Origin of the sequence: Pseudomonas sp. R3-56 (assembly GCF_051132075.1) — a bacterium.
In the GTDB taxonomy this organism is placed as follows: Bacteria; Pseudomonadota; Gammaproteobacteria; order Pseudomonadales; family Pseudomonadaceae; genus Aquipseudomonas.
The window spans coordinates 1,775,420-1,793,182 of the sequence record NZ_CP071657.1 but is presented as its reverse complement, the minus strand read 5'-3'; the positions used below and the strand labels follow the sequence as shown (position 1 = coordinate 1,793,182).

At 61.3% G+C, this 17,763-nt stretch carries 13 protein-coding genes; 3 read left to right on the top strand and 10 right to left on the bottom strand.

The window, feature by feature from the left end; genetic code table 11:
• Positions 1–98: 98 nt before the first annotated feature.
• The 9 genes from J3P96_RS08220 to J3P96_RS08180 form a co-directional block, all read right to left on the bottom strand.
• The gene (locus J3P96_RS08220) at positions 99–3,677 is read right to left on the bottom strand and encodes a glycosyltransferase (RefSeq protein ID WP_434656457.1); all 3,579 of its coding nucleotides are present in this window, start codon (positions 3,675–3,677) and stop codon (positions 99–101) included.
• Between the two features lie 109 nt (positions 3,678–3,786).
• On the bottom strand, positions 3,787–5,352 hold the full coding sequence (locus tag J3P96_RS08215; protein ID WP_434656456.1) for a flagellar hook-associated protein 3: 1,566 nt from the start codon (positions 5,350–5,352) through the stop codon (positions 3,787–3,789).
• A 13-nt stretch (positions 5,353–5,365) separates the two neighbouring features.
• Entirely contained in the window at positions 5,366–7,432 is a 2,067-nt protein-coding gene (flgK, locus tag J3P96_RS08210) for a flagellar hook-associated protein FlgK (protein WP_434656455.1), read from the bottom strand.
• A gap of 10 nt (positions 7,433–7,442) precedes the next feature.
• Complete coding sequence (gene flgJ, locus J3P96_RS08205) at positions 7,443–8,747, bottom strand: flagellar assembly peptidoglycan hydrolase FlgJ (RefSeq protein WP_434658126.1); 1,305 nt, start codon at positions 8,745–8,747, stop codon at positions 7,443–7,445.
• Positions 8,748–8,761: 14 nt separating this feature from the next.
• Positions 8,762–9,832 carry a flagellar basal body P-ring protein FlgI gene (locus J3P96_RS08200; RefSeq protein WP_434574135.1) on the bottom strand — a complete coding sequence of 357 codons (1,071 nt, stop codon included), beginning with the start codon at positions 9,830–9,832 and terminating at the stop codon, positions 8,762–8,764.
• 45 nt (positions 9,833–9,877) lie between these two features.
• Complete coding sequence (flgH, locus tag J3P96_RS08195; RefSeq protein WP_434656453.1) at positions 9,878–10,573, bottom strand: flagellar basal body L-ring protein FlgH; 696 nt, start codon at positions 10,571–10,573, stop codon at positions 9,878–9,880.
• 71 nt (positions 10,574–10,644) lie between these two features.
• A complete protein-coding gene (flgG, locus tag J3P96_RS08190; RefSeq protein WP_434572605.1) occupies positions 10,645–11,430 on the bottom strand; it encodes a flagellar basal-body rod protein FlgG in 786 nt (261 codons plus the stop codon).
• 49 nt (positions 11,431–11,479) lie between these two features.
• Positions 11,480–12,217, bottom strand: coding sequence for a flagellar basal body rod protein FlgF (locus J3P96_RS08185; protein WP_305499560.1), 738 nt, complete (start codon positions 12,215–12,217; stop codon positions 11,480–11,482).
• Positions 12,218–12,568: 351 nt separating this feature from the next.
• Positions 12,569–14,128 (bottom strand): sigma-54-dependent transcriptional regulator, encoded by a 1,560-nt coding sequence (locus J3P96_RS08180; RefSeq protein ID WP_305499559.1) that lies wholly within the window; start codon positions 14,126–14,128, stop codon positions 12,569–12,571.
• 331 nt (positions 14,129–14,459) lie between these two features.
• On the opposite strand from J3P96_RS08180, the gene phhA reads away from it, so the two are divergent.
• From phhA to J3P96_RS08165, 3 genes are all read left to right on the top strand, one after another.
• Positions 14,460–15,245: a phenylalanine 4-monooxygenase gene (gene phhA / locus J3P96_RS08175; protein ID WP_434656452.1), complete on the top strand. Its 786-nt coding sequence runs from the start codon at positions 14,460–14,462 to the stop codon at positions 15,243–15,245.
• A 99-nt stretch (positions 15,246–15,344) separates the two neighbouring features.
• Positions 15,345–15,701 (top strand): 4a-hydroxytetrahydrobiopterin dehydratase, encoded by a 357-nt coding sequence (locus tag J3P96_RS08170; RefSeq protein WP_434656451.1) that lies wholly within the window; start codon positions 15,345–15,347, stop codon positions 15,699–15,701.
• On the top strand, positions 15,701–16,894 hold the full coding sequence (locus tag J3P96_RS08165) for an amino acid aminotransferase (RefSeq protein WP_434656450.1): 1,194 nt from the start codon (positions 15,701–15,703) through the stop codon (positions 16,892–16,894). Before J3P96_RS08170 ends, J3P96_RS08165 begins: the two co-directional genes overlap by 1 nt.
• A 167-nt stretch (positions 16,895–17,061) precedes the next feature.
• Here J3P96_RS08165 and J3P96_RS08160 read toward each other — a convergent pair whose 3' ends face one another.
• Positions 17,062–17,631 (bottom strand): NAD(P)H nitroreductase, encoded by a 570-nt coding sequence (locus tag J3P96_RS08160; protein ID WP_434656448.1) that lies wholly within the window; start codon positions 17,629–17,631, stop codon positions 17,062–17,064.
• Positions 17,632–17,763 lie beyond the last annotated feature (132 nt).

Sequence of the window (17,763 nt, the reverse complement as noted above, 5' to 3'; positions counted from 1 at the left end):
GGGTCGCCTGATTGGCGGCGTCATGTTCATGGCTTCCAGCCCATCAACATCGGTTATTGTTCTGTCGGTCAGACTAGGCTGTACCAGGTCGCTGTCAATCAATCCGGCAACCAGCCATCGGCCCAATAGCGCAGGTTATCGCCGCGCAACATGAAATCACGAAACACCATTTCACGAAGCTGATCACCCATCTGATAGCTGGTCTGCGGGTCCGACAGGTGCATGCGAATTGCTTCCAGCCACTCCTGCGTACTGTTGGTCTTTACCCGTGTACAGGGCAGATGACCGCGATAGGCTTCGGTTTCGGTGCAAATGACCGGGTAGCCGCAAGCCCCGTACTCCAACAGCCTGAGGTTACTTTTACAGTCGTTGAAAATATGCTGTTCCAACGGCGCAAGCGCCAGGTCAAGGTTCAGGCTCGCCAGTCTGGCCGGATAAGACGAAAGTGCGACGCCAGCATGGTATTCATGCACGTAAGGCTTGAGTGCCTCTGGGCACATGCCGAAAAACACCCATTCGACTTCATCAGCCAGCTCGCGCACCACCTCGGCAATGACTTCCAGGTCGCCTCGATGGCTGGTGCCGCCGCCCCAACCTACCCGTGGCTTGATCGAGGTACGGCGTTTGCTGGAGATTCGGCTCCAAAGATGCGGCGCCAGCATGTTGGGCACGACACGGATATCGTGGTGCAGCTTCGACAGCGCGTCAGCCAAGGGAAACGTCGATACAACCACCCGATCACACAGAGCGATACCCCGCTCCAGCAGATCCTGGATGTTGTCAGGCATGTTGCGAGTGTGATCGTTCTTCACCGGAATCCGCGCAACGTAATCATCGAGTTCATAGATGCGCATGGCTTTCGAATAGGTTTTCACCTGGACCAGGTCATTGAATTTGCCAGTGTTATAGCGCCCCTGGAAAACAATCACGTCTGGCGCCTCGCGCTCGATCTCGATGATCGAAGGCATCTCATAAGACACCCGCCCCACGATGCGCCCGGCGGCCTGCAGTTCAAGCAGCGGTTGACTGACGCGGTAATGGCCGATGGCTGAACTGTTGAGGGCCAGCCCCAGTACCGACGGCAATGGCTGGCTGCATAACGGATTCCATCCCGTGCGCTGGCCTGGCACCAGGCTGAAGCTGTTGCCCGTCAGGCTCAGGTTGCGGTTATAGGCAGGGTCATTGGCTATCCTGGGCAGCCAGCGCTGGTAAAACGCTTCCTGCTCCAGCTCCAGGCGCTGCTTCCAGGACGCCTCGCGGGCAACCCCGGCAGACGGCATCAGGATTACGTTGGCATAGGGCGTCGTTACCAGCAGATAACCTTGCTTGCCGATTTCCAGGCACAGCTCAAGGAAGTTGATGCCTGGCGTATCGATGGCTGGGGACAAGCCTCCAATGCTATCGAACACTGCCCTGCGCACCAGCAGGCAATGGCCACTCACCGCGCTCCAGTTCTGCACGACCTGCAGGCGCTGCATGTAGCCGCCGGCAGTAGGCGGCGAATTCGCAAACAGCCGACCAGCCAGGCCATCGAGCCCGAGTACCAGGCCGGAATCGACCACCTGCCCCTGCATGTCCAGTGTTCGCGGACCGACAACGGCCACCTCGGGACGCTGGGCATGATTCAATAATTCGGCCAGCCACGCCGCATCGTTGAAGACACAGGATGGGCTGAGCAACAGCAGGTATTCGCCGCGAGCCTGACCCGCAGCAAAATTGCGCGCCTGGGCTTCGTTGCCCTGCTCGTCGGACATCACTATTCGTAGCTTCTCGCTGCCCAACTCGGCCATGGCTGCCAGCCAATTACGCATATCGGCGGTTTCGCTGGCATTGTCGACAATGACAACTTCGTAATGCCCATAATCGGTGGTAGTCAGCAAACTGTTGACGCACCTTTCGAGCGCCGACAATTGATCCTTGACGCAAATGATGATCGAGACCAGTGGACGCTCGGGGTGCAGATACTCAATGCGCGGGATCAAAGGCAACGGCCCGGTGTGCAGTCGGTGATCCACGCCGATGCGCTGCAAGTGAGTCGCCAACAGCCGCGGGCTTTGCTCGATGACCTGCGACAGGGAAAGCCAATGAGCAAAGGTCAGGGTCGATTCCACCTGGATCTCTGCCAGATGTGCAATGGTCTGCGGACCATCGCTCTCCACCAGACGCCAGATCAGGTCATGTGGCGCCAGCTCGCCCAGATCCGCATCGAAACCACCCAGCTCAAGCACGCGCTGGCGTGAAAAGGCGAGGGTTCGCCCTACGTAGGGGTAGGCGCGCAGCAAGTCGAGATTGAAATCAGGCTTGAAGATCGGCTCCAGCGACCTACCATCTTCCAACGCACCCTCGTCACTGTAGACACAGGCAATGCCGGGCATGGCGTTGATCCGCTCGGCCAACACCAGCAACGCCGACTCCCTCAGCCGGTCACCGGCGCGCAGCAGGTAGAACCACTGAGCACCGTCCAGGTGCGGCAGCAACTCGTTAAGCGCAGCCACCCAGTCAGGTTGCAGGGCCATGCGCAGGACATTGCCTTCGATTGCACCCCGGCCATTGGAGAACAGCACGATGGGTTCACTGGCGTAGATCTGCGAGGCGATGCTTTCCAGCGTCAGGGCCACTCCTTCGGCGTCAGCGTCGAAGTCGAATACTACGGGGACGATGCCCGGGCGTTGCGTCCAGAGCTCGATCTGTCCCAGGATCACCCGCTGACGTGCGTTCTCGAACTTCCGGTATTCCAGCCACTGCCGATAGACTTCTTCGTAACTCTCGGCATCGGTACCGACCTGATACGCAACGATCGCCTGCCGACTGGCCATCAACGAATACAGGTTCAGTTCTTCCCACTCGTGGGGCTGGTTCGGCTTGACCTGATCCAGATTCAAATAACGCACCCACCCCGAAGCGGGGGCTGGCTCGCCACTGCGCTGAGCCAGCATCTGGGCCAGCCATGTCCATTCGACAATCGAGGCATCGACCGTATCGGGACGACGAGACAACCGCTGCGGGTACAAGCGCTCAAGGCTACCGAGGCTGCACAATTCCACCAGATTGCCGCGCCTCAACAGGCAAATGAATAATGCAAGATCAAGCAGCGCCATAAAACCTTGGCCGACCTGGGCCAAGGCGGGCAACAAGGACGCAATGTCCGCACGCCGCATCAGCGCACCGCTGAAACCACCAAAGATATTGCGCGGCGTATCCTCGACGGACGCCAACAAGTCGTCGCCCTTGTATAGCCCTTCGAACAACGCGATGCCGACGTTCTCCAGCCGAATCGGCAGCACATAACCGTCCGCATCGATAAAGTGGCGCTTGCTGATGACCAACTGAACGTCGTCATGCGCTGCGAGGACTTGTGCCTGTTGATGCACGCAGGGCTGGAGCAACTGATCGTCATCGCAGAGAAACTTGATGAACTCGCCCCGGGACTCTTCGAGACAGCGCAACAGGTTCTGCTGGAATCCCAGCCGGGCAGGGTTGCGCAGGTAGCGCAACGCAACCTTCGAATCGACGCCAAGTTCCGCGACGATCCGCTCGATTTCATCGGTGCGGCAATCGTCGCAGATGACAATTTCAAGGTTTTCGTAGGTCTGCTCGAGCGCGCTTTGCAAGGCGAGGCGGAAAAAGCGTGGGTTGAACGCGGGGATGGCAATACTGACAAGAGGTGCTGATTTCACACGCAAGGCTCTCAACCGGCGGGCGTCAACTCAGGCGAGAGCAGGACGTCCTGAATCGTACAGAGGAACGGGCCAGGGACCGCGTGGCGCTACGGTCCCGGCCCTTGGATCAGACTTTGTTGAACAGACCCAATTGAGCGATTTTGCTGAACGCCAATTGCGACGCTTGCAGCATCGTCTGCTGCATGGTCAGGCGCACCAGTACTTCAGCCGAGTCGGAATCACGGATGGCCGACTGGGTCTGAGTGTTGGCCAGGACGAAGCTCTGGTTGGTCTCGTTCTGGGTATCCAGCGCCTGCCCACGCCCACCGACCGAACTTCGCGCGCTGGTCAGTTGGTCCGTACCGCTGGCCAGGTTGCCAATACCCGCGGCCACCGCCGCGTTGAGCTTTTGCAGGCCAATGCTATCGCCGTCAACCGGTGTGTTCAACGCAGCCCGCAGTTGGCCTATGGTATCCAGGATGTTCTGGTTCTCGTGGGTATTGACCGCAATGTTGAACTGGTCGTTGGCGCCGGGTGTACCGTTGAGGGTAAAACTCACGCCCGAAGCGGTGGCGACGTTGCCAGCCAGGGTCCCGCTGGAAACAGGCTGGCTGTTTGGAGTCAATGGCGCGGCGTATAGCTCGAAATCGGTAGCGCTGGTGAACTTCAGCACGGCCGAGCCGGACGGGAAACTGGCGTGGTAGGCCACCGGATCAGTGATCGAGCTGCCAGTGATTTCCGTTGCGTTGGAATTGCTCGGGCTGCGACCCGCGACGAAGGTATCGGGTTTGGCCGCCAAGGTGAACGTGTGGCCGGGCAATACCGCAGCAGGATCGTCGCCGGTCTTGAGGTTGACGTTCAAGGTCAGGTCTATGCCGCGAAACTTCACGCTCTGCCCGGCCTGGGAGTTCGGATCGATCGCGCCCCCCTGACTGGCCTCGGCAGTCACGTCGTTACCCGACGAGTCGGTGATCTTCAGCTGGGTACCGCTGACGAACTCCACCGTGTACGGCTCACCACTGCGGAACTGGTTGTTATAGGCGACGCTGGAATTTACCTGGCCGTCGGAAAACACCACGCGCCCGTCGTCCACCGCAGGGGCGGTCATCGTCATCTGGCTGCGGCTGGTGTTGATCGCCTGCTGGAAAACTTCCCACCCGGTGCTGTTGGTCGCCATGGACATGGTGTCGCCAATTGGCAGGTCGAGGGTGGTCTGGTCGCCGTTGTAGCTGTAGGTGCCATCGGTGTTGCGGGTGAACGGTACGACATCGCCCTTGGAGCCGGCGAAGATGTACTTGCCGTTTTCGTCCTTGGTGTTCATCAGGCTCAGCAACTGCTCTTCGATCTGGCCCAGCTCCGAAGCATTGGCTTGACGGTCGGCGTCGGTGAGGCCGGCGTTACCGGAGCTCACGGCCAGTTCCCTGGCACGCTGCAGCACGTTACCGATGCTCTCCATGACCGCCTCGGTGGTGCCCAGGGTCGCCTTGATGGTCTTGGTGTTGGTCTCGTACTGGTCGAGCATCGCCGCCTGGGTACCCAACTGCAGCAGACGCGAAGCGCCCACCGGATCATCGGCCGCAGTGTTCACGCGCACACCGCTGGAGCTCTCGTCCATGGTCTTGAGGACTTTTGCGAAGTTCCTCTGGTAGTTCGCAGCCGAGGTGTCATAAAACTGGGTGGTGGAAATTCGCATGGGCTACGACTCCTTAAAGACTGTTGATCAAAGTGCTGAAGATTTGCTGCGCCGCCTTGATGATCTGCGAGGACGCGGTGTAGTACTGCTGGAACTTCACCAGGTTCCCGGTTTCTTCATCCAGGTCGACGCCGGACAGCGAGTCGCGTGCGTCCGAGGCGTTTTTCAGGATCGCGCCAGTGGCGGCGCTGTCGAGCTTACCTTGGGAGGCCTTGGCACCGACGCCCTCCACCAGCTTGCCGTAGGCATCGGTCAGGGAAATACCTTTGCTGTTGCTGCTGGTGTCGACGGTCTTGCCGGTCTGCAGGTTGGCCAGCTCGGTGCCGTTACGGTTGTCCAGGCTGCCGGCCTGGGTGAGCGTGACGTTGATGCCGGCACCTTTGGTCGGCGCGCCGGCGATCGACATTTCAAAGGCGACCGTGCGTTGTACCGGCGGGGTCGCGCCGTCCGTGATCGGGTTGCCATTGGCATCCTTGAGCGGGATGGTCAGGTTCAAGGTGTTGCTTTCGCCGGGCTTGATCGAACCGGTGCTGATCTCGTTGCCCTGGGCATCGAGCAACTGATACGGCTGGCTGGTGCCGTCGGCGGACGGATCACCGAACACCACCTTGACCGGCGTGGACGTCTTTATGCCATTCTGAATAATGGTAGTGGTGGCGGCGTCGTAGATGTCCAGCTTGGTCGTCAGGGTCGGCTGGCCGCTGGCCGGAATGCTCAGCGTACCGCTGCCGCCGGGTGCGATGGCAGCGCCCAGCGGCGCGGCGATCGCCAGCCGCTTGGAGTCGGTCATCTCGGTCTTGATGCTGGCCGCCGCGTTGCGGGTCGGGGTCAGCTTGAACGAGTCGCCGGTTGCCGCCGTGCCGTTGACGAATTTCATCGAGAAACCGTCGATTTCCGGCGGTGGATTAGTCGTGGTGCTGAAACTGCCCATCGACGTACCGTCGGGCAGGCGCTGCACGGTGTAGTCGGTGCCGCTGGTGAAGGTGACCTTGTAGTCATTGGTGCTCAGCTTGCCGGTGTCCTTGATGGCCACTTCGAAGTTGCCGGACCCGGTGCTGTTGTTCAGCGACGCCACGCTGCGCTGGCTTACCTGCGCGGCGCTGTTGATATTGGAGAACAGGTTGGAGCCAAAATCACCGTTGCGGTCGATGCCCGAGGCCTGGATGGCGTTCATCTGGTCGGCAACGACCAGGGCCACGCGCCCCAGCTCGTTCATGGCCGGGTCGAGCACGGTGCTGCGGTAGCGCATCAGGCCACCGATCTCGCCGCCAGTCAGGACCGAAGTGAGGTCCATGACGCTGGAACCGCTGTTGAGCTGGATGCCCAGGCGTCCCGGATCGTTCTTGTCCGGCGAGGTTTCCAGTTTGTTGACCGTGGTGCCCAGCACCAAGGGCTGGCCGGAGCCCAGGTAGATGTCCAGGCTGCTGCCGTTTTCCACGACCTGGGTGCCGGTCAGGCTGGACATCTGCCGAATGACTTCGCCGCGAGCATCGAGCAAGTCGTTGGGTGCGCCACCGCTGTTGGAAACCTCGGCGATTTTCTTGTTCAACTGAGCCACGGTATTAGCCAGGCTGTTGACCTGCTCGACCATGGTCTTGAGGTTGCCGTTGATGGTCTCGCTCTGTTTGTTCAGCTCGCTGGCGACGGAATTGAACCGGGCGCTCATGGCCTGCGCATCGCTGAGCAGCAGCTGGCGGGACGCATCGTCGCCCGGCTTGGCGTTGACGTTCTGCACCGAGGCGAAGAACTTGGTCAGGGCGCCATTGAGGCCGGTGCCGGTGTCCGACAACAGCGCATCGAGCGGGGAAATCTGCGACTGGTAGGCCGCCGCGTCGCTGTTGAGCGAGGTGGTGGTCTTCAACTGCGCTTCGAGATAGGCGTTGTACACCCGCCGCACGTCGGCCAGGGTGGTGCCGGAACCGATGAACACGTTGCCGTATTGATTGGAAGCCTTGGTGCCCTGCACGGTCTGCTGGCGCGAATACCCATCGGTATCGACGTTGGCAATGTTGTTACCCGTGGTTAACAGGGCGAACTGACTGGCCGACAGGCCCGACATCCCTATGTTGAGCAGACTCATGGTTCAATCCTTATAAAATCGTGGTAGCGCTTGCCGAAGCGAAGTTTTGTGGACTCGTCATCTGCCGAGCTATCTGCGAAATCTTGCTGGCGTAGTTCGGGTCGGTGGCGTAACCGGCCTTCTGCAACTCGCGTACAAACTGTTCCGGGTTATCGGCCGACTTCAGCACAGCTTGATAGCGACTGTTGCTTTGCAGCAGATTGACCAGGTCATGGAAGCTGTCGCGGTACGATGCGTAGGAGCGGAACTCGGCGGTTTCCTTGACCATCTCACCGTTGCGGAATTCGCTGGTGATTGCCCGCGCCGAATCGCCCGTCCAGTTCTTGCTGGCCTTGATGCCGAACAGGTTGTGACTGCTGCTGCCATCAGGCTGACGCATGACCGATTTACCCCAACCGGTTTCCAGGGCGGCCTGGGCCACCAGGTAACGCGGATCGACACCGATGCGCTCGGCGGCTTCCTTGGCCATCGGCAACATCGCATTGACGAATTCATCGGCATCGCGGAACGCTTTGCGGGCCGGCGCCAATGGCGGTTGTGCCACGGCGCGCCCATAAACCTGTACCTGCCCTTTGGCCTCGGAATCCTTGAGCGCGGCCAGCCAGTCACCATTGGCCAATTCGCCGGTGGCCGGCTTGACGGCGGCAACGGCGCGGTCAGGCAGGATGTTCTGTGCGGGCGCCTCGGTCGAGGCCGCAGCCGCAGGCACCAGCCCGGCGAGCAGGCGGTCGGCCAATTTCGGCGGCAGCGCCAGGCGACGCTGGTTGAGCAATTCCATATCGTTGCGGTGCACGCCCTCGCCTGCACCTTGCGGCGCGTTCACGGCCCGCGAAGCCCACAGCGGGCGCTGGCCATTGGTGCGCGACAAAGGCCCGTCGGTGGGCAGCGTTCCGGCGGCCACCGGCGTTACAACCGGCTTGGTCACCTTGTCCAGCGCCTCTTGCTGCTTGGCGGCGGACAACGTGGCCGCCTCACCTGGCGCCGTCGGTTTGTTCTTCGACATCTGGCGCAGCAGCACGTCTGCCAGGCCGATACCACCGCCCTCGCGGGACATCGAAACGGCCAGCTGCTGGTCGTACATTTCCTGATACTGCTTGGCTTCGGCAGTATTCATCGGATTGTCCTTGCCCATCGCTTCGGTGGCCGAACGCATGGACTTGAGCATCTCGCCAAGGAACAGCGACTCGAACTCCTGCGCCACCTTGCGCAGGTTGCCTTCGCTGTTCTTGTCGCCGACCTTGAGCTGGTTCAGGCGGTTGAGGTCCGAGTAGGACCCCGAATCGCCGCTGATCAAGGCGCCTTTGCGCATATCCACCATGACCGCTTTCCTTAAATCACGATCAGGTCGGCTTGCAACGCGCCGGCCTGCTTCAGGGCTTCAAGAATGGCCATCAAGTCGCCCGGCGCCGCGCCGACCTGGTTCACCGCCCGGACGATCTCATCCAGGGTGGTGCCCGGGCCGAACTTGAACATCGGCTTGGCTTCCTGTTCGGCATTGACCCGCGAGCGCGGAACCACGGCGGTCTGGCCGTTGGACAATGGCCCCGGCTGGCTGACGATCGGGTCTTCGGTGATGGTCACGGTCAGGCTGCCGTGGGTCACGGCGGCCGGCGAAACCTTGACGTTCTGGCCGATCACGATGGTGCCGGTACGCGAATTGATGATGACTTTCGCCACCGCCTGGCCCGGATCGACCTCGAGGTTTTCGAGGATCGACAGGTAGTCGACACGCTGGCTCGGATCCAGTGGCGCGGTGACGCGAATCGAGCCACCGTCGATGGCCTGGGCGACGCCTGGGCCGAGCATGTCGTTGATCTTGTCGACGATGCGCTTGGCCGTGGTGAAGTCGGAACGGTTGAGGTTCAAGGTCAGGCTGTTGCCCTGGTTGAAGCCGCTCGGCACGGCACGTTCAACCGACGCACCACCGGGAATACGGCCGGCCGACGGAACGTTGACGGTGATCTTCGATCCGTCGCGACCTTCGGCATCGAAACCGCCCACCACCAGGTTGCCCTGGGCGATGGCGTAGACGTTACCGTCGATACCCTTGAGCGGGGTCAGCAACAAGGTGCCGCCACGCAGGCTCTTGGAGTTACCGATGGACGAGACAGTGATATCCACCTGCTGGCCGGGCTTGGCGAACGGCGGCAGGTCGGCACTGATCGACACCGCCGCGACGTTCTTCAACTGCACGTTGCCGGAGCCGGCCGGCACCTTGATGCCGAACTGCGACAGCATGTTGTTGAAGGTCTGCAGGGTGAACGGAGTCTGGGTGGTCTGGTCACCGGTACCGTTCAGGCCCACGACCAGGCCGTAACCGATCAACTGGTTGGAACGCACGCCGGAAATGCTGGCGATGTCCTTCAGGCGCTCGGCTTGAGCGGTGAAGGCTGCCGACATCACCAGGGCACCGATCAACAGCTGTTTAAGATTCAACTTGATCACCTAGAAAGGGAACTTCGGGCTGAGGAAGAAACGGTCGAACCAACCTGGCTGACTCGCATCGGCAAAGGCACCAGTGCCCGAATAGGTGATGCGCGCATCGGCCACGCGGGTCGACGGAACAGTGTTGTCGGTGGAGATGTCATCGGCGCGGACCATGCCAGCGATGCGCACCAGTTCGTCACCGGTATTGAGCGTCAGCCATTTCTCGCCGCGCACGGCGATGATGCCGTTGGGCAGTACATCGGCGACGGTCACGGTGATCGAACCGGTCAGGCTGTTGCTCTGGCCAGACTGGCTGTCGCCCTTGGAGGCGCGGTCGGAACCGTAGCCAGCGTTAAGGCTCAGGTCGCCGCCACCGATCGGGTTGTTGGTGGTCAGGCTGGAGCCGAACAACGACGTCAAGCCGACGCTGGTCTGGCTGGTCTTGTCGATCTGCGAGTTGGCGTTCTTGCTCGCCTGGGTCCGCTCGTTCAAGGTGATGGTGATGATGTCACCGACCCGGAAAGCCTTGCGGTCGCTGTACAGGTTCTGTTCGAAGCCAGCCTGGTAGATCGAGCCGTTATTGGCGGCAGCCGGCAACGGCGTGCGTGGCAACACCGGAGCGTAATACGGGTCATTGGGCTTGGGCGTTGGCGCGACACAGCCCGCCAGCGCGGTAACCCCACTCAATGCCAGAACAGATACAAAGCGATTCATGACCCTACCTCTTGGTGTTGCAGGCGACCCTGGGGCCACCCTATCTACCTAATGACGGATTTAGCGACGTATTACAGGTTCTGCGTGACGAACGAGAGCATCTGGTCGGCGGTGGAGATCACCTTGGAGTTCATCTCGTAGGCGCGCTGAGTGGTGATCATGTTGACCATTTCCTCGACGGTGCTCACGTTGGAGGTTTCCAAGGTGTTCTGCAGCGTAGTGCCGAAACCGTTCAGGCCTGGGGTGCCGACTTGCGGCGCGCCGCTGGCGGCGGTTTCCAGGAACAGGTTGTTACCCACCGCCTGCAGGCCGGCCGGGTTGATGAAGTCAGCGGTCTGCAGGTTACCGATCACCTGCGCAGCCGGATTGCCCGCGATGGTGATGGACACGGTGCCGTCACGGCCCACGGTGAATGTCTGCGCATCGTTCGGGATGACGATGGCCGGCTCCAGGGCGAAACCGCTGGCGTTGACGATCTGGCCGTTGGAGTCGAGGTGGAAGGTACCGTCACGGGTATAGGACGTGGTGCCGTCCGGCTGCAGGATCTGGAAAAAACCGCGACCGTCGATGGCCATGTCCAGCGGCTGCTCGGTGGTTTGCAGGCTACCGGCGTTGAAGTTTTTCTGGGTGCCGACAATGCGCACACCGGTACCCACTTGCAGGCCCGACGGCAATTCGCTGTCCTGGGTCGACTGGGCGCCTGGCTGGCGTTTTACCTGGTAGAGCAGGTCCTGGAACTCGGCGCGATCACGTTTGAAACCCGTGGTCGAAACGTTCGCCAGGTTGTTGGAAATAGTGGAAAGGTTGGTGTCCTGGGCGGACAGACCTGTTTTGGCAACCCAAAGAGCCGGAAGCATTCGATTCTCCTCATACGCCTGTTTTTCGGCGCAGCGCTGTAATTAATGATTAGATCTGCAAGACCCGAGCCATGGCCTCATCGCCTTCTTTGGCGGTGGTCATCATCTTGACGTGGAGCTCGAACTGCTTGGCCAGGGCCAGCACCGAAGTCATCTCATCCACGGCATTGACGTTGCTCGCTTCCTGGAACCCCGATACCAACTGCACGTTGCCATCGATGGGCGCCGGCTGGCCGTCCTTGGAACGGATCGAACCGTCCAGGCCTTTGGTCATGGTCTTGAGGTCCGGGTTGACCAGCTTGATGCGGTCCACTTCAGCCATCACCCGTGGGCCTTCGCCCATGGCGCGGATGCTGATGGTGCCGTCCTGGCCGATTTCAATTTTCTGCTCTGGCGGCACGGCGATCGGACCGCCGTTGCCCATCACCGGCATGCCGTTGCCGGCGCGCAGCACGCCAAGGGCGTCGACGTTGAGGCTGCCGGTGCGCACGTAGCTTTCGCCACCGTCGGGGTTCTGCACGGCCATCCAGCCCGGCCCGCTGACCGCCACGTCCAGTTCACGGCCGGTTTCAATCAGCGCACCCGGGGTGAAATCGGTAGCAGGCCGTTCGGACATGGCAAACGCCCGCGCCGGAAAGCTGTCGCCAAACACCGGCATCGAACGTGCCTGCTCCAGGTCTTTCTGAAAACCGTTGGTGGAGATGTTCGCCAGGTTGTTGGCATGGGCCCGCTGCGCCAGTGCGTTCTGGCTGGCGCCGGTCATTGCCACATAAAGGTACTTGTCCACTGTCGTTCCTCTGCATGCCGGACGTTTGCCGCCCACTGCTGTGTTGCAGAGCCTTAAGCAATTAGCAGACCAACTTTTTTCTGGCGCCGATGAGCACGGTAAACAAAGGACTTGGGGAGACAGGAAGGGATTATGGCAATGTATCGAAGACGAAAAACCGGCGGTGTCATGCCGGTGGGTGGCAATGCTTGTCCCCGGGTGATGGCCACTGCCGCCATCGTCGGATCGCCGCCCGGAGCAAGCTCGCTCCCACATTGGATCTTCAGCGCCCTTCGGGTTGGGGTGCATTGGAAAACCCTGTGGAGCGAGCTTGCTCGCGATGAGGCCGGTACAAACACAATAGATAAATAGCTATGACTCGGTTTTACCGACCTCATACTCACGCAACTTGTTGGCAATAGTCGTATGGGAAACCCCTAGCCGCTTGCCCAGTTGCCGGCTGCTGGGATGTTCGGAGTACAGGCGCTCCAGCACCGCTTTCTCGAAACGCCCGACGATCTCGTCCAGCCCGCCCTCCAGGGAAAAGTCCCCAAGGGGTTGGCGCACGCCGTAGTCCGGCAGGCGGATGTGCTCGGCCTTGACCTTTCCGCCGTCGCACAGGGAAACGGCCTGGAACAGCACGTTTTCCAACTGCCGGACGTTGCCTGGCCAATGGTAGTGGCTGAGACGTTCCATCGCCGCCGGGGCAAGCCTTGGCAGCGGACAGCCGATCTGACGGCTGGCCTGGTCGAGAAAATGTTCCACCAATGGCTCCAGCCCATCGAGGCATTCGCGCAGCGGTGGGATGTGCAACGAAAGCACGTTCAAGCGGTGGTACAGATCCTGACGGAATTCCCCTCGGGCGCAGAGTTCGGACAAGTCGACCTGGGTCGCGCAGATCACCCTGACATCCAGGTAGACCTCTTCGTCACTGCCGACGCGACGAAAGCAACCGTCCTGCAAAAAGCGCAGCAACTTCACTTGCAGCCGCGGGCTCATTTCCCCAACGCCGTCGAGGAACAGCGTGCCTCCCGCAGTCAATTCCAACAGGCCGAGCTTGCCTTCGGCCCGGGCGCCTTCAAAGGCCCCGGGGCCGTAGCCGAACAACTCGGTCTCGGCCATGGACTCCGGCAGCCCGGCGCAGTTGAGCGCCATCAGCGGTGACTGCCCACGCGGACTGGCCAGGTGACAGGCGCGGGCCAGCAGTTCCTTGCCGGTGCCGGTTTCGCCTTCTATCAGCAGCGGCGCGTCCAGCGGGGCCATGCGCCGCGCCTCGCGGACCACTGCCGCCATCACTTTCGAACTCTGGAAAATGCTGTCGAAGCCGCGCAGCTCCTGCTTGCGCACATTGTAGATACGCTCGCCCACCCGGTCGGCGCGGTGCAGGGTCAGCACCGCGCCGGCCATGGCTTCGCTGTCGTCGTGCTCCGACTGCAGCGGGGCGATGTCCGCCAGGAACACATCGCCCTTGACCTTGACCCGCAGCCCGTTGATACGCGACTGGTTGGCGCGCACCAGCTCCGGCAAGTCGAAGTCCTCGGCGTAGCGGGACAGCGGGATGCCCGGCACTTCGTCGACCCGCACCCCGAGCAACTGCGCCGCCGCCCGGTTGGCCGCGACAATAGAGCCGCCCATGTCGATGGACAGCACCGGAAACTCGAGGGCGCCGAGCAAGGCGTTGAGCTCCATGTGCCGACGCTCGCTGGGCATCAGCCCTACCCGTTTGACGCCGAATACCCCGGCGATCCCTTCGAACTTCGGACGCAACGCCTGGAACTGGATATTGATCAGGTTCGGACAGTGCAGGTAGATCGCATTGCCGTGCTCGCCCCCCACTTCGCCACGGGCGACGTTGATGCCGTATTCCACCAGCAGGTTGAGGATGTCCCGCAGGATGCCGATGCGATTCTGGCAATGGACTTTGATGCGCATAAGAGGCCCGATGTGTGTAGGCAAGCGTTTGGGATAGAGGACTGCTGCGCAGTCCGGCGGGAGCAAGCTCCCTCGCCACGAGGTTTTTGCCTGGCAGCGCAAATAGTCGTCAAGATTATGTGACAGTTGTAGGGCGTTTTACAACCTGTTATCCCTTCAAAGCGGCTTCACGCCTCGATACGTAACGAAAAATTTACAGATTCTCTACCAACAAGCCCTTCAGCCTCGAATTGACCTGCTGCACGCGCGCCTGCTTCGAGTTATCTCTAATGCATCGCTGGACATAACAAAAAACAAGTCTTCCCTTGAGGGATAACAGCAGGAGAGCAGCATGAAGCAGACGCAATACGTGGCCCGCGAGCCCGATGCGCAAGGTTTTATCGACTACCCCGCCGAGGAACACGCGGTGTGGAATACGCTGATCACCCGCCAGTTGAAAGTCATTGAAGGCCGTGCGTGCCAGGAATACCTGGACGGCATCGACAAGCTTGGCCTGCCCCACGACCGCATTCCGCAACTGGGGGAAATCAACAAGGTGCTCGGCGCGACCACGGGCTGGCAAGTCGCCCGGGTACCGGCGCTGATTCCGTTCCAGACGTTCTTCGAACTGCTCGCCAGCAAACAGTTTCCGGTCGCGACGTTCATTCGTACCCGTGAAGAACTCGATTACCTGCAAGAGCCGGATATTTTCCACGAGATCTTCGGCCACTGCCCGTTGCTGACCAACCCATGGTTCGCTGAATTTACCCACACCTACGGCAAACTTGGCCTACAGGCTTCCAAGGAAGAACGCGTTTACCTGGCGCGCCTCTATTGGATGACCATCGAGTTCGGCCTGGTGGACACCCCGCACGGTCGGCGCATCTACGGCGGCGGCATCCTGTCTTCCCCCAAGGAAACCGTTTATTGCCTGTCGGACGAGCCGGAGCATCAAGACTTCGACCCGCTGGAGGCCATGCGCACGCCGTATCGCATCGACATCCTGCAGCCGGTGTATTTCGTCCTGCCCGAGCTCAAGCGCCTGTTCGACCTGGCCCACGAGGACATCATGGGCATGGTCGGGCGCGGTCGGGAACTGGGCCTGCACGCGCCGAAATTTCCACCGAAAGCGGCGTGAACCGCTACTTTTGCTTTCAATTGAGTCTGTTGCGCCACGCGGCTTTGCTTTAGCGTGGACGCATCGACGTTTTCCAAATATTCGATCCGGGAACACACCATGAACACTCTGAACCAAGCCCATTGCGAAGCCTGCCGCGCCGATGCCCCGCAAGTCAGCGACGAAGAACTGCCGATCCTGATCAAGCAGATCCCCGACTGGAACATCGAAGTGCGCGACGGCGTGATGCAGCTGGAAAAGGTTTTCCTGTTCAAGAACTTCAAGCACGCCCTGGCGTTCACCAACGCGGTCGGTGAAATCTCCGAGGCCGAAGGGCATCACCCCGGCCTGCTCACCGAGTGGGGCAAAGTCACCGTGACCTGGTGGAGCCACTCCATCAAGGGCCTGCACCGCAACGACTTCATCATGGCCGCCCGTACCGACAACGTTGCCAAGACCGCCGAGGGCCGCAAGTAATGCATTTCGATGCCATCGGCCGCGTGCCCGGCGACCCGATCCTCGGCCTGATGGAGGCCTACGGGGCGGACAGCAATCCTGGCAAGTTCGACCTGGGCGTGGGCGTCTACAAGGATGCCCAGGGCCTGACGCCGATTCTCCAGTCAGTGAAACAGGCCGAGCAGCAACTGGTGGACCGCCAGTTCACCAAGACCTACATCGGTGGCCATGGTGACGCCGCGTTCGGCCGGTTGATCAATGAACTGGTGCTCGGCGCCGACTCGCCGCTGCTCGCCGATAAACGCGCCGGCGCCACCCAGACGCCGGGCGGTACCGGCGCCCTGCGCTTGAGCGCCGACTTCATCGCCCAGTGCCTGCCGGGCCGCGGCGTCTGGCTGAGCAACCCGACCTGGCCAATCCACGAGACCATTTTCGCCGCCGCCGGCGTCAAGGCCAGCCACTACCCCTACGTCGGTGCCGGCAACCGCCTGGATTTCGAGGCAATGCTGGCAACCCTCAGCCAGGTGCCAAAGGGTGACGTGGTGCTGCTGCACGCCTGCTGCCACAACCCCACCGGTTTCGACCTGACCCATGAGCAATGGCGCCAGGTGCTCGAGGTGGTGCGCAGCCGCAGTTTGCTGCCGCTGATCGATTTCGCCTACCAGGGCTTTGGCGACGGACTGGAGCAGGACGCCTGGGCTGTGCGGTTGTTCGCCGAAGCGCTGCCCGAAGTACTGATCACCAGCTCATGCTCGAAGAACTTCGGTCTTTATCGCGACCGCACCGGTGCGCTGATCGTCTGCGCCCACGATGGCGAGAAACTGGTCGACATCCGCAGTCAACTGGCGAACATCGCCCGTAACCTGTGGTCGACGCCGCCGGATCATGGCGCGGCGGTGGTGGCGACGATTCTTGGCAATCCGGAACTCAAGGGCTTGTGGGCCGACGAAGTGGAAGCCATGCGCCTGCGCATCGCTCAGTTGCGCAGCGGCCTGCTGGAAGCGCTCGAACCCCACGGTCTGCGCGAGCGCTTCGCCCATATGGGGGTGCAACGCGGTATGTTTTCCTACACTGGACTCTCGCCGGAACAGGTCGGGCAACTGCGCGAGCGCCATAGCGTCTACATGGTCGGCACCGGCCGGGCCAACGTGGCCGGCATCGACGCGACGCGCCTGGATGCGCTGGCGCTGGCGATTGCGGATGTTTGCCGTTAACCCAGCGGGCTATTGCCGTTGTGGCGAGGGAGCTTGCTCCCGCTCGGCGGCGCAGCCGTCGTAAACAGGCTAACGCGTTCCGTCTGAAGGAGTGCGTTGGCGCCTTCTGGGGCTGCTGCGCAGCCCAGCGGGAGCAAGCTCCCTCGCCACGAAAGCGACGCCAGGGTTTATGCCTGTGGCCCGGTCCATTCCTGCACAAACTGCCCGATATCTTCCTGCGGCGCCGCGCGCGCCTCTTTCTGCGGTGTACCCAGGTAAAGGAAGCCGATCACCTCCTCCCCTTCTTCCAGGCCCAGCCCCCGCGCAACGTGGGGCGAATAGGCCAATTCCCCGGTACGCCACACCCCGCCAACGCCTTGGGCATAAGCGGCCAGCAAAATCCCATGGGCCGCGCAGCCGGCTGCCAGCAATTGCTCAGGCTTGGGAATCTTGAAATGGTCCTGCAATCGCGCGATCACCACCACGACCAAGGGCGCGCGCAATGGGCCGTTGAGGGCCTTCTCCACCACGGCTTCCGGCACCAGCGGATCATTGAAGCGTGCCGCCTCGGCCAGCAGCTCACCCATGCGGTGACGTGCTTCGCCTTCGACGGTCAGGAAACGCCACGGGCGCAGTTGGCCATGATCCGGCGCACGCATCGCTGCGGCGAACATGACCTGGAGTTGTTCGGGCGTGGGCGCAGGGTCCACCAGACGCGGAACGGAAACACGGTTGAGCAAAGCGTCGAGAGCCTGCATCGGCGACCTCCTGGAAAAATGTTCGGCTATTCTAGTGGCTTGTGCCGCCAGTTCGTTAGTGCAAATTCCGTTGCAAGCAGCGCCGGGCGCCGGTTTACATGCCGCTTGTCACAGGTAGAATGGCGCCCTTTC

Coding starts and splice junctions, on each gene's coding strand:
- flgG (WP_434572605.1), bottom strand. CDS start 11,430: ATGCTTCCGGCTCTTTGGGTTGCCAAAACAGGTCTGTCCGCCCAGGAC.
- flgK (WP_434656455.1), bottom strand. CDS start 7,432: ATGAGTCTGCTCAACATAGGGATGTCGGGCCTGTCGGCCAGTCAGTTC.
- J3P96_RS08200 (WP_434574135.1), bottom strand. CDS start 9,832: ATGTCGGCAGCCTTCACCGCTCAAGCCGAGCGCCTGAAGGACATCGCC.
- flgH (WP_434656453.1), bottom strand. CDS start 10,573: ATGAATCGCTTTGTATCTGTTCTGGCATTGAGTGGGGTTACCGCGCTG.
- J3P96_RS08170 (WP_434656451.1), top strand. CDS start 15,345: ATGAACACTCTGAACCAAGCCCATTGCGAAGCCTGCCGCGCCGATGCC.
- J3P96_RS08165 (WP_434656450.1), top strand. CDS start 15,701: ATGCATTTCGATGCCATCGGCCGCGTGCCCGGCGACCCGATCCTCGGC.
- phhA (WP_434656452.1), top strand. CDS start 14,460: ATGAAGCAGACGCAATACGTGGCCCGCGAGCCCGATGCGCAAGGTTTT.
- J3P96_RS08180 (WP_305499559.1), bottom strand. CDS start 14,128: ATGCGCATCAAAGTCCATTGCCAGAATCGCATCGGCATCCTGCGGGAC.
- J3P96_RS08160 (WP_434656448.1), bottom strand. CDS start 17,631: ATGCAGGCTCTCGACGCTTTGCTCAACCGTGTTTCCGTTCCGCGTCTG.
- J3P96_RS08215 (WP_434656456.1), bottom strand. CDS start 5,352: ATGCGAATTTCCACCACCCAGTTTTATGACACCTCGGCTGCGAACTAC.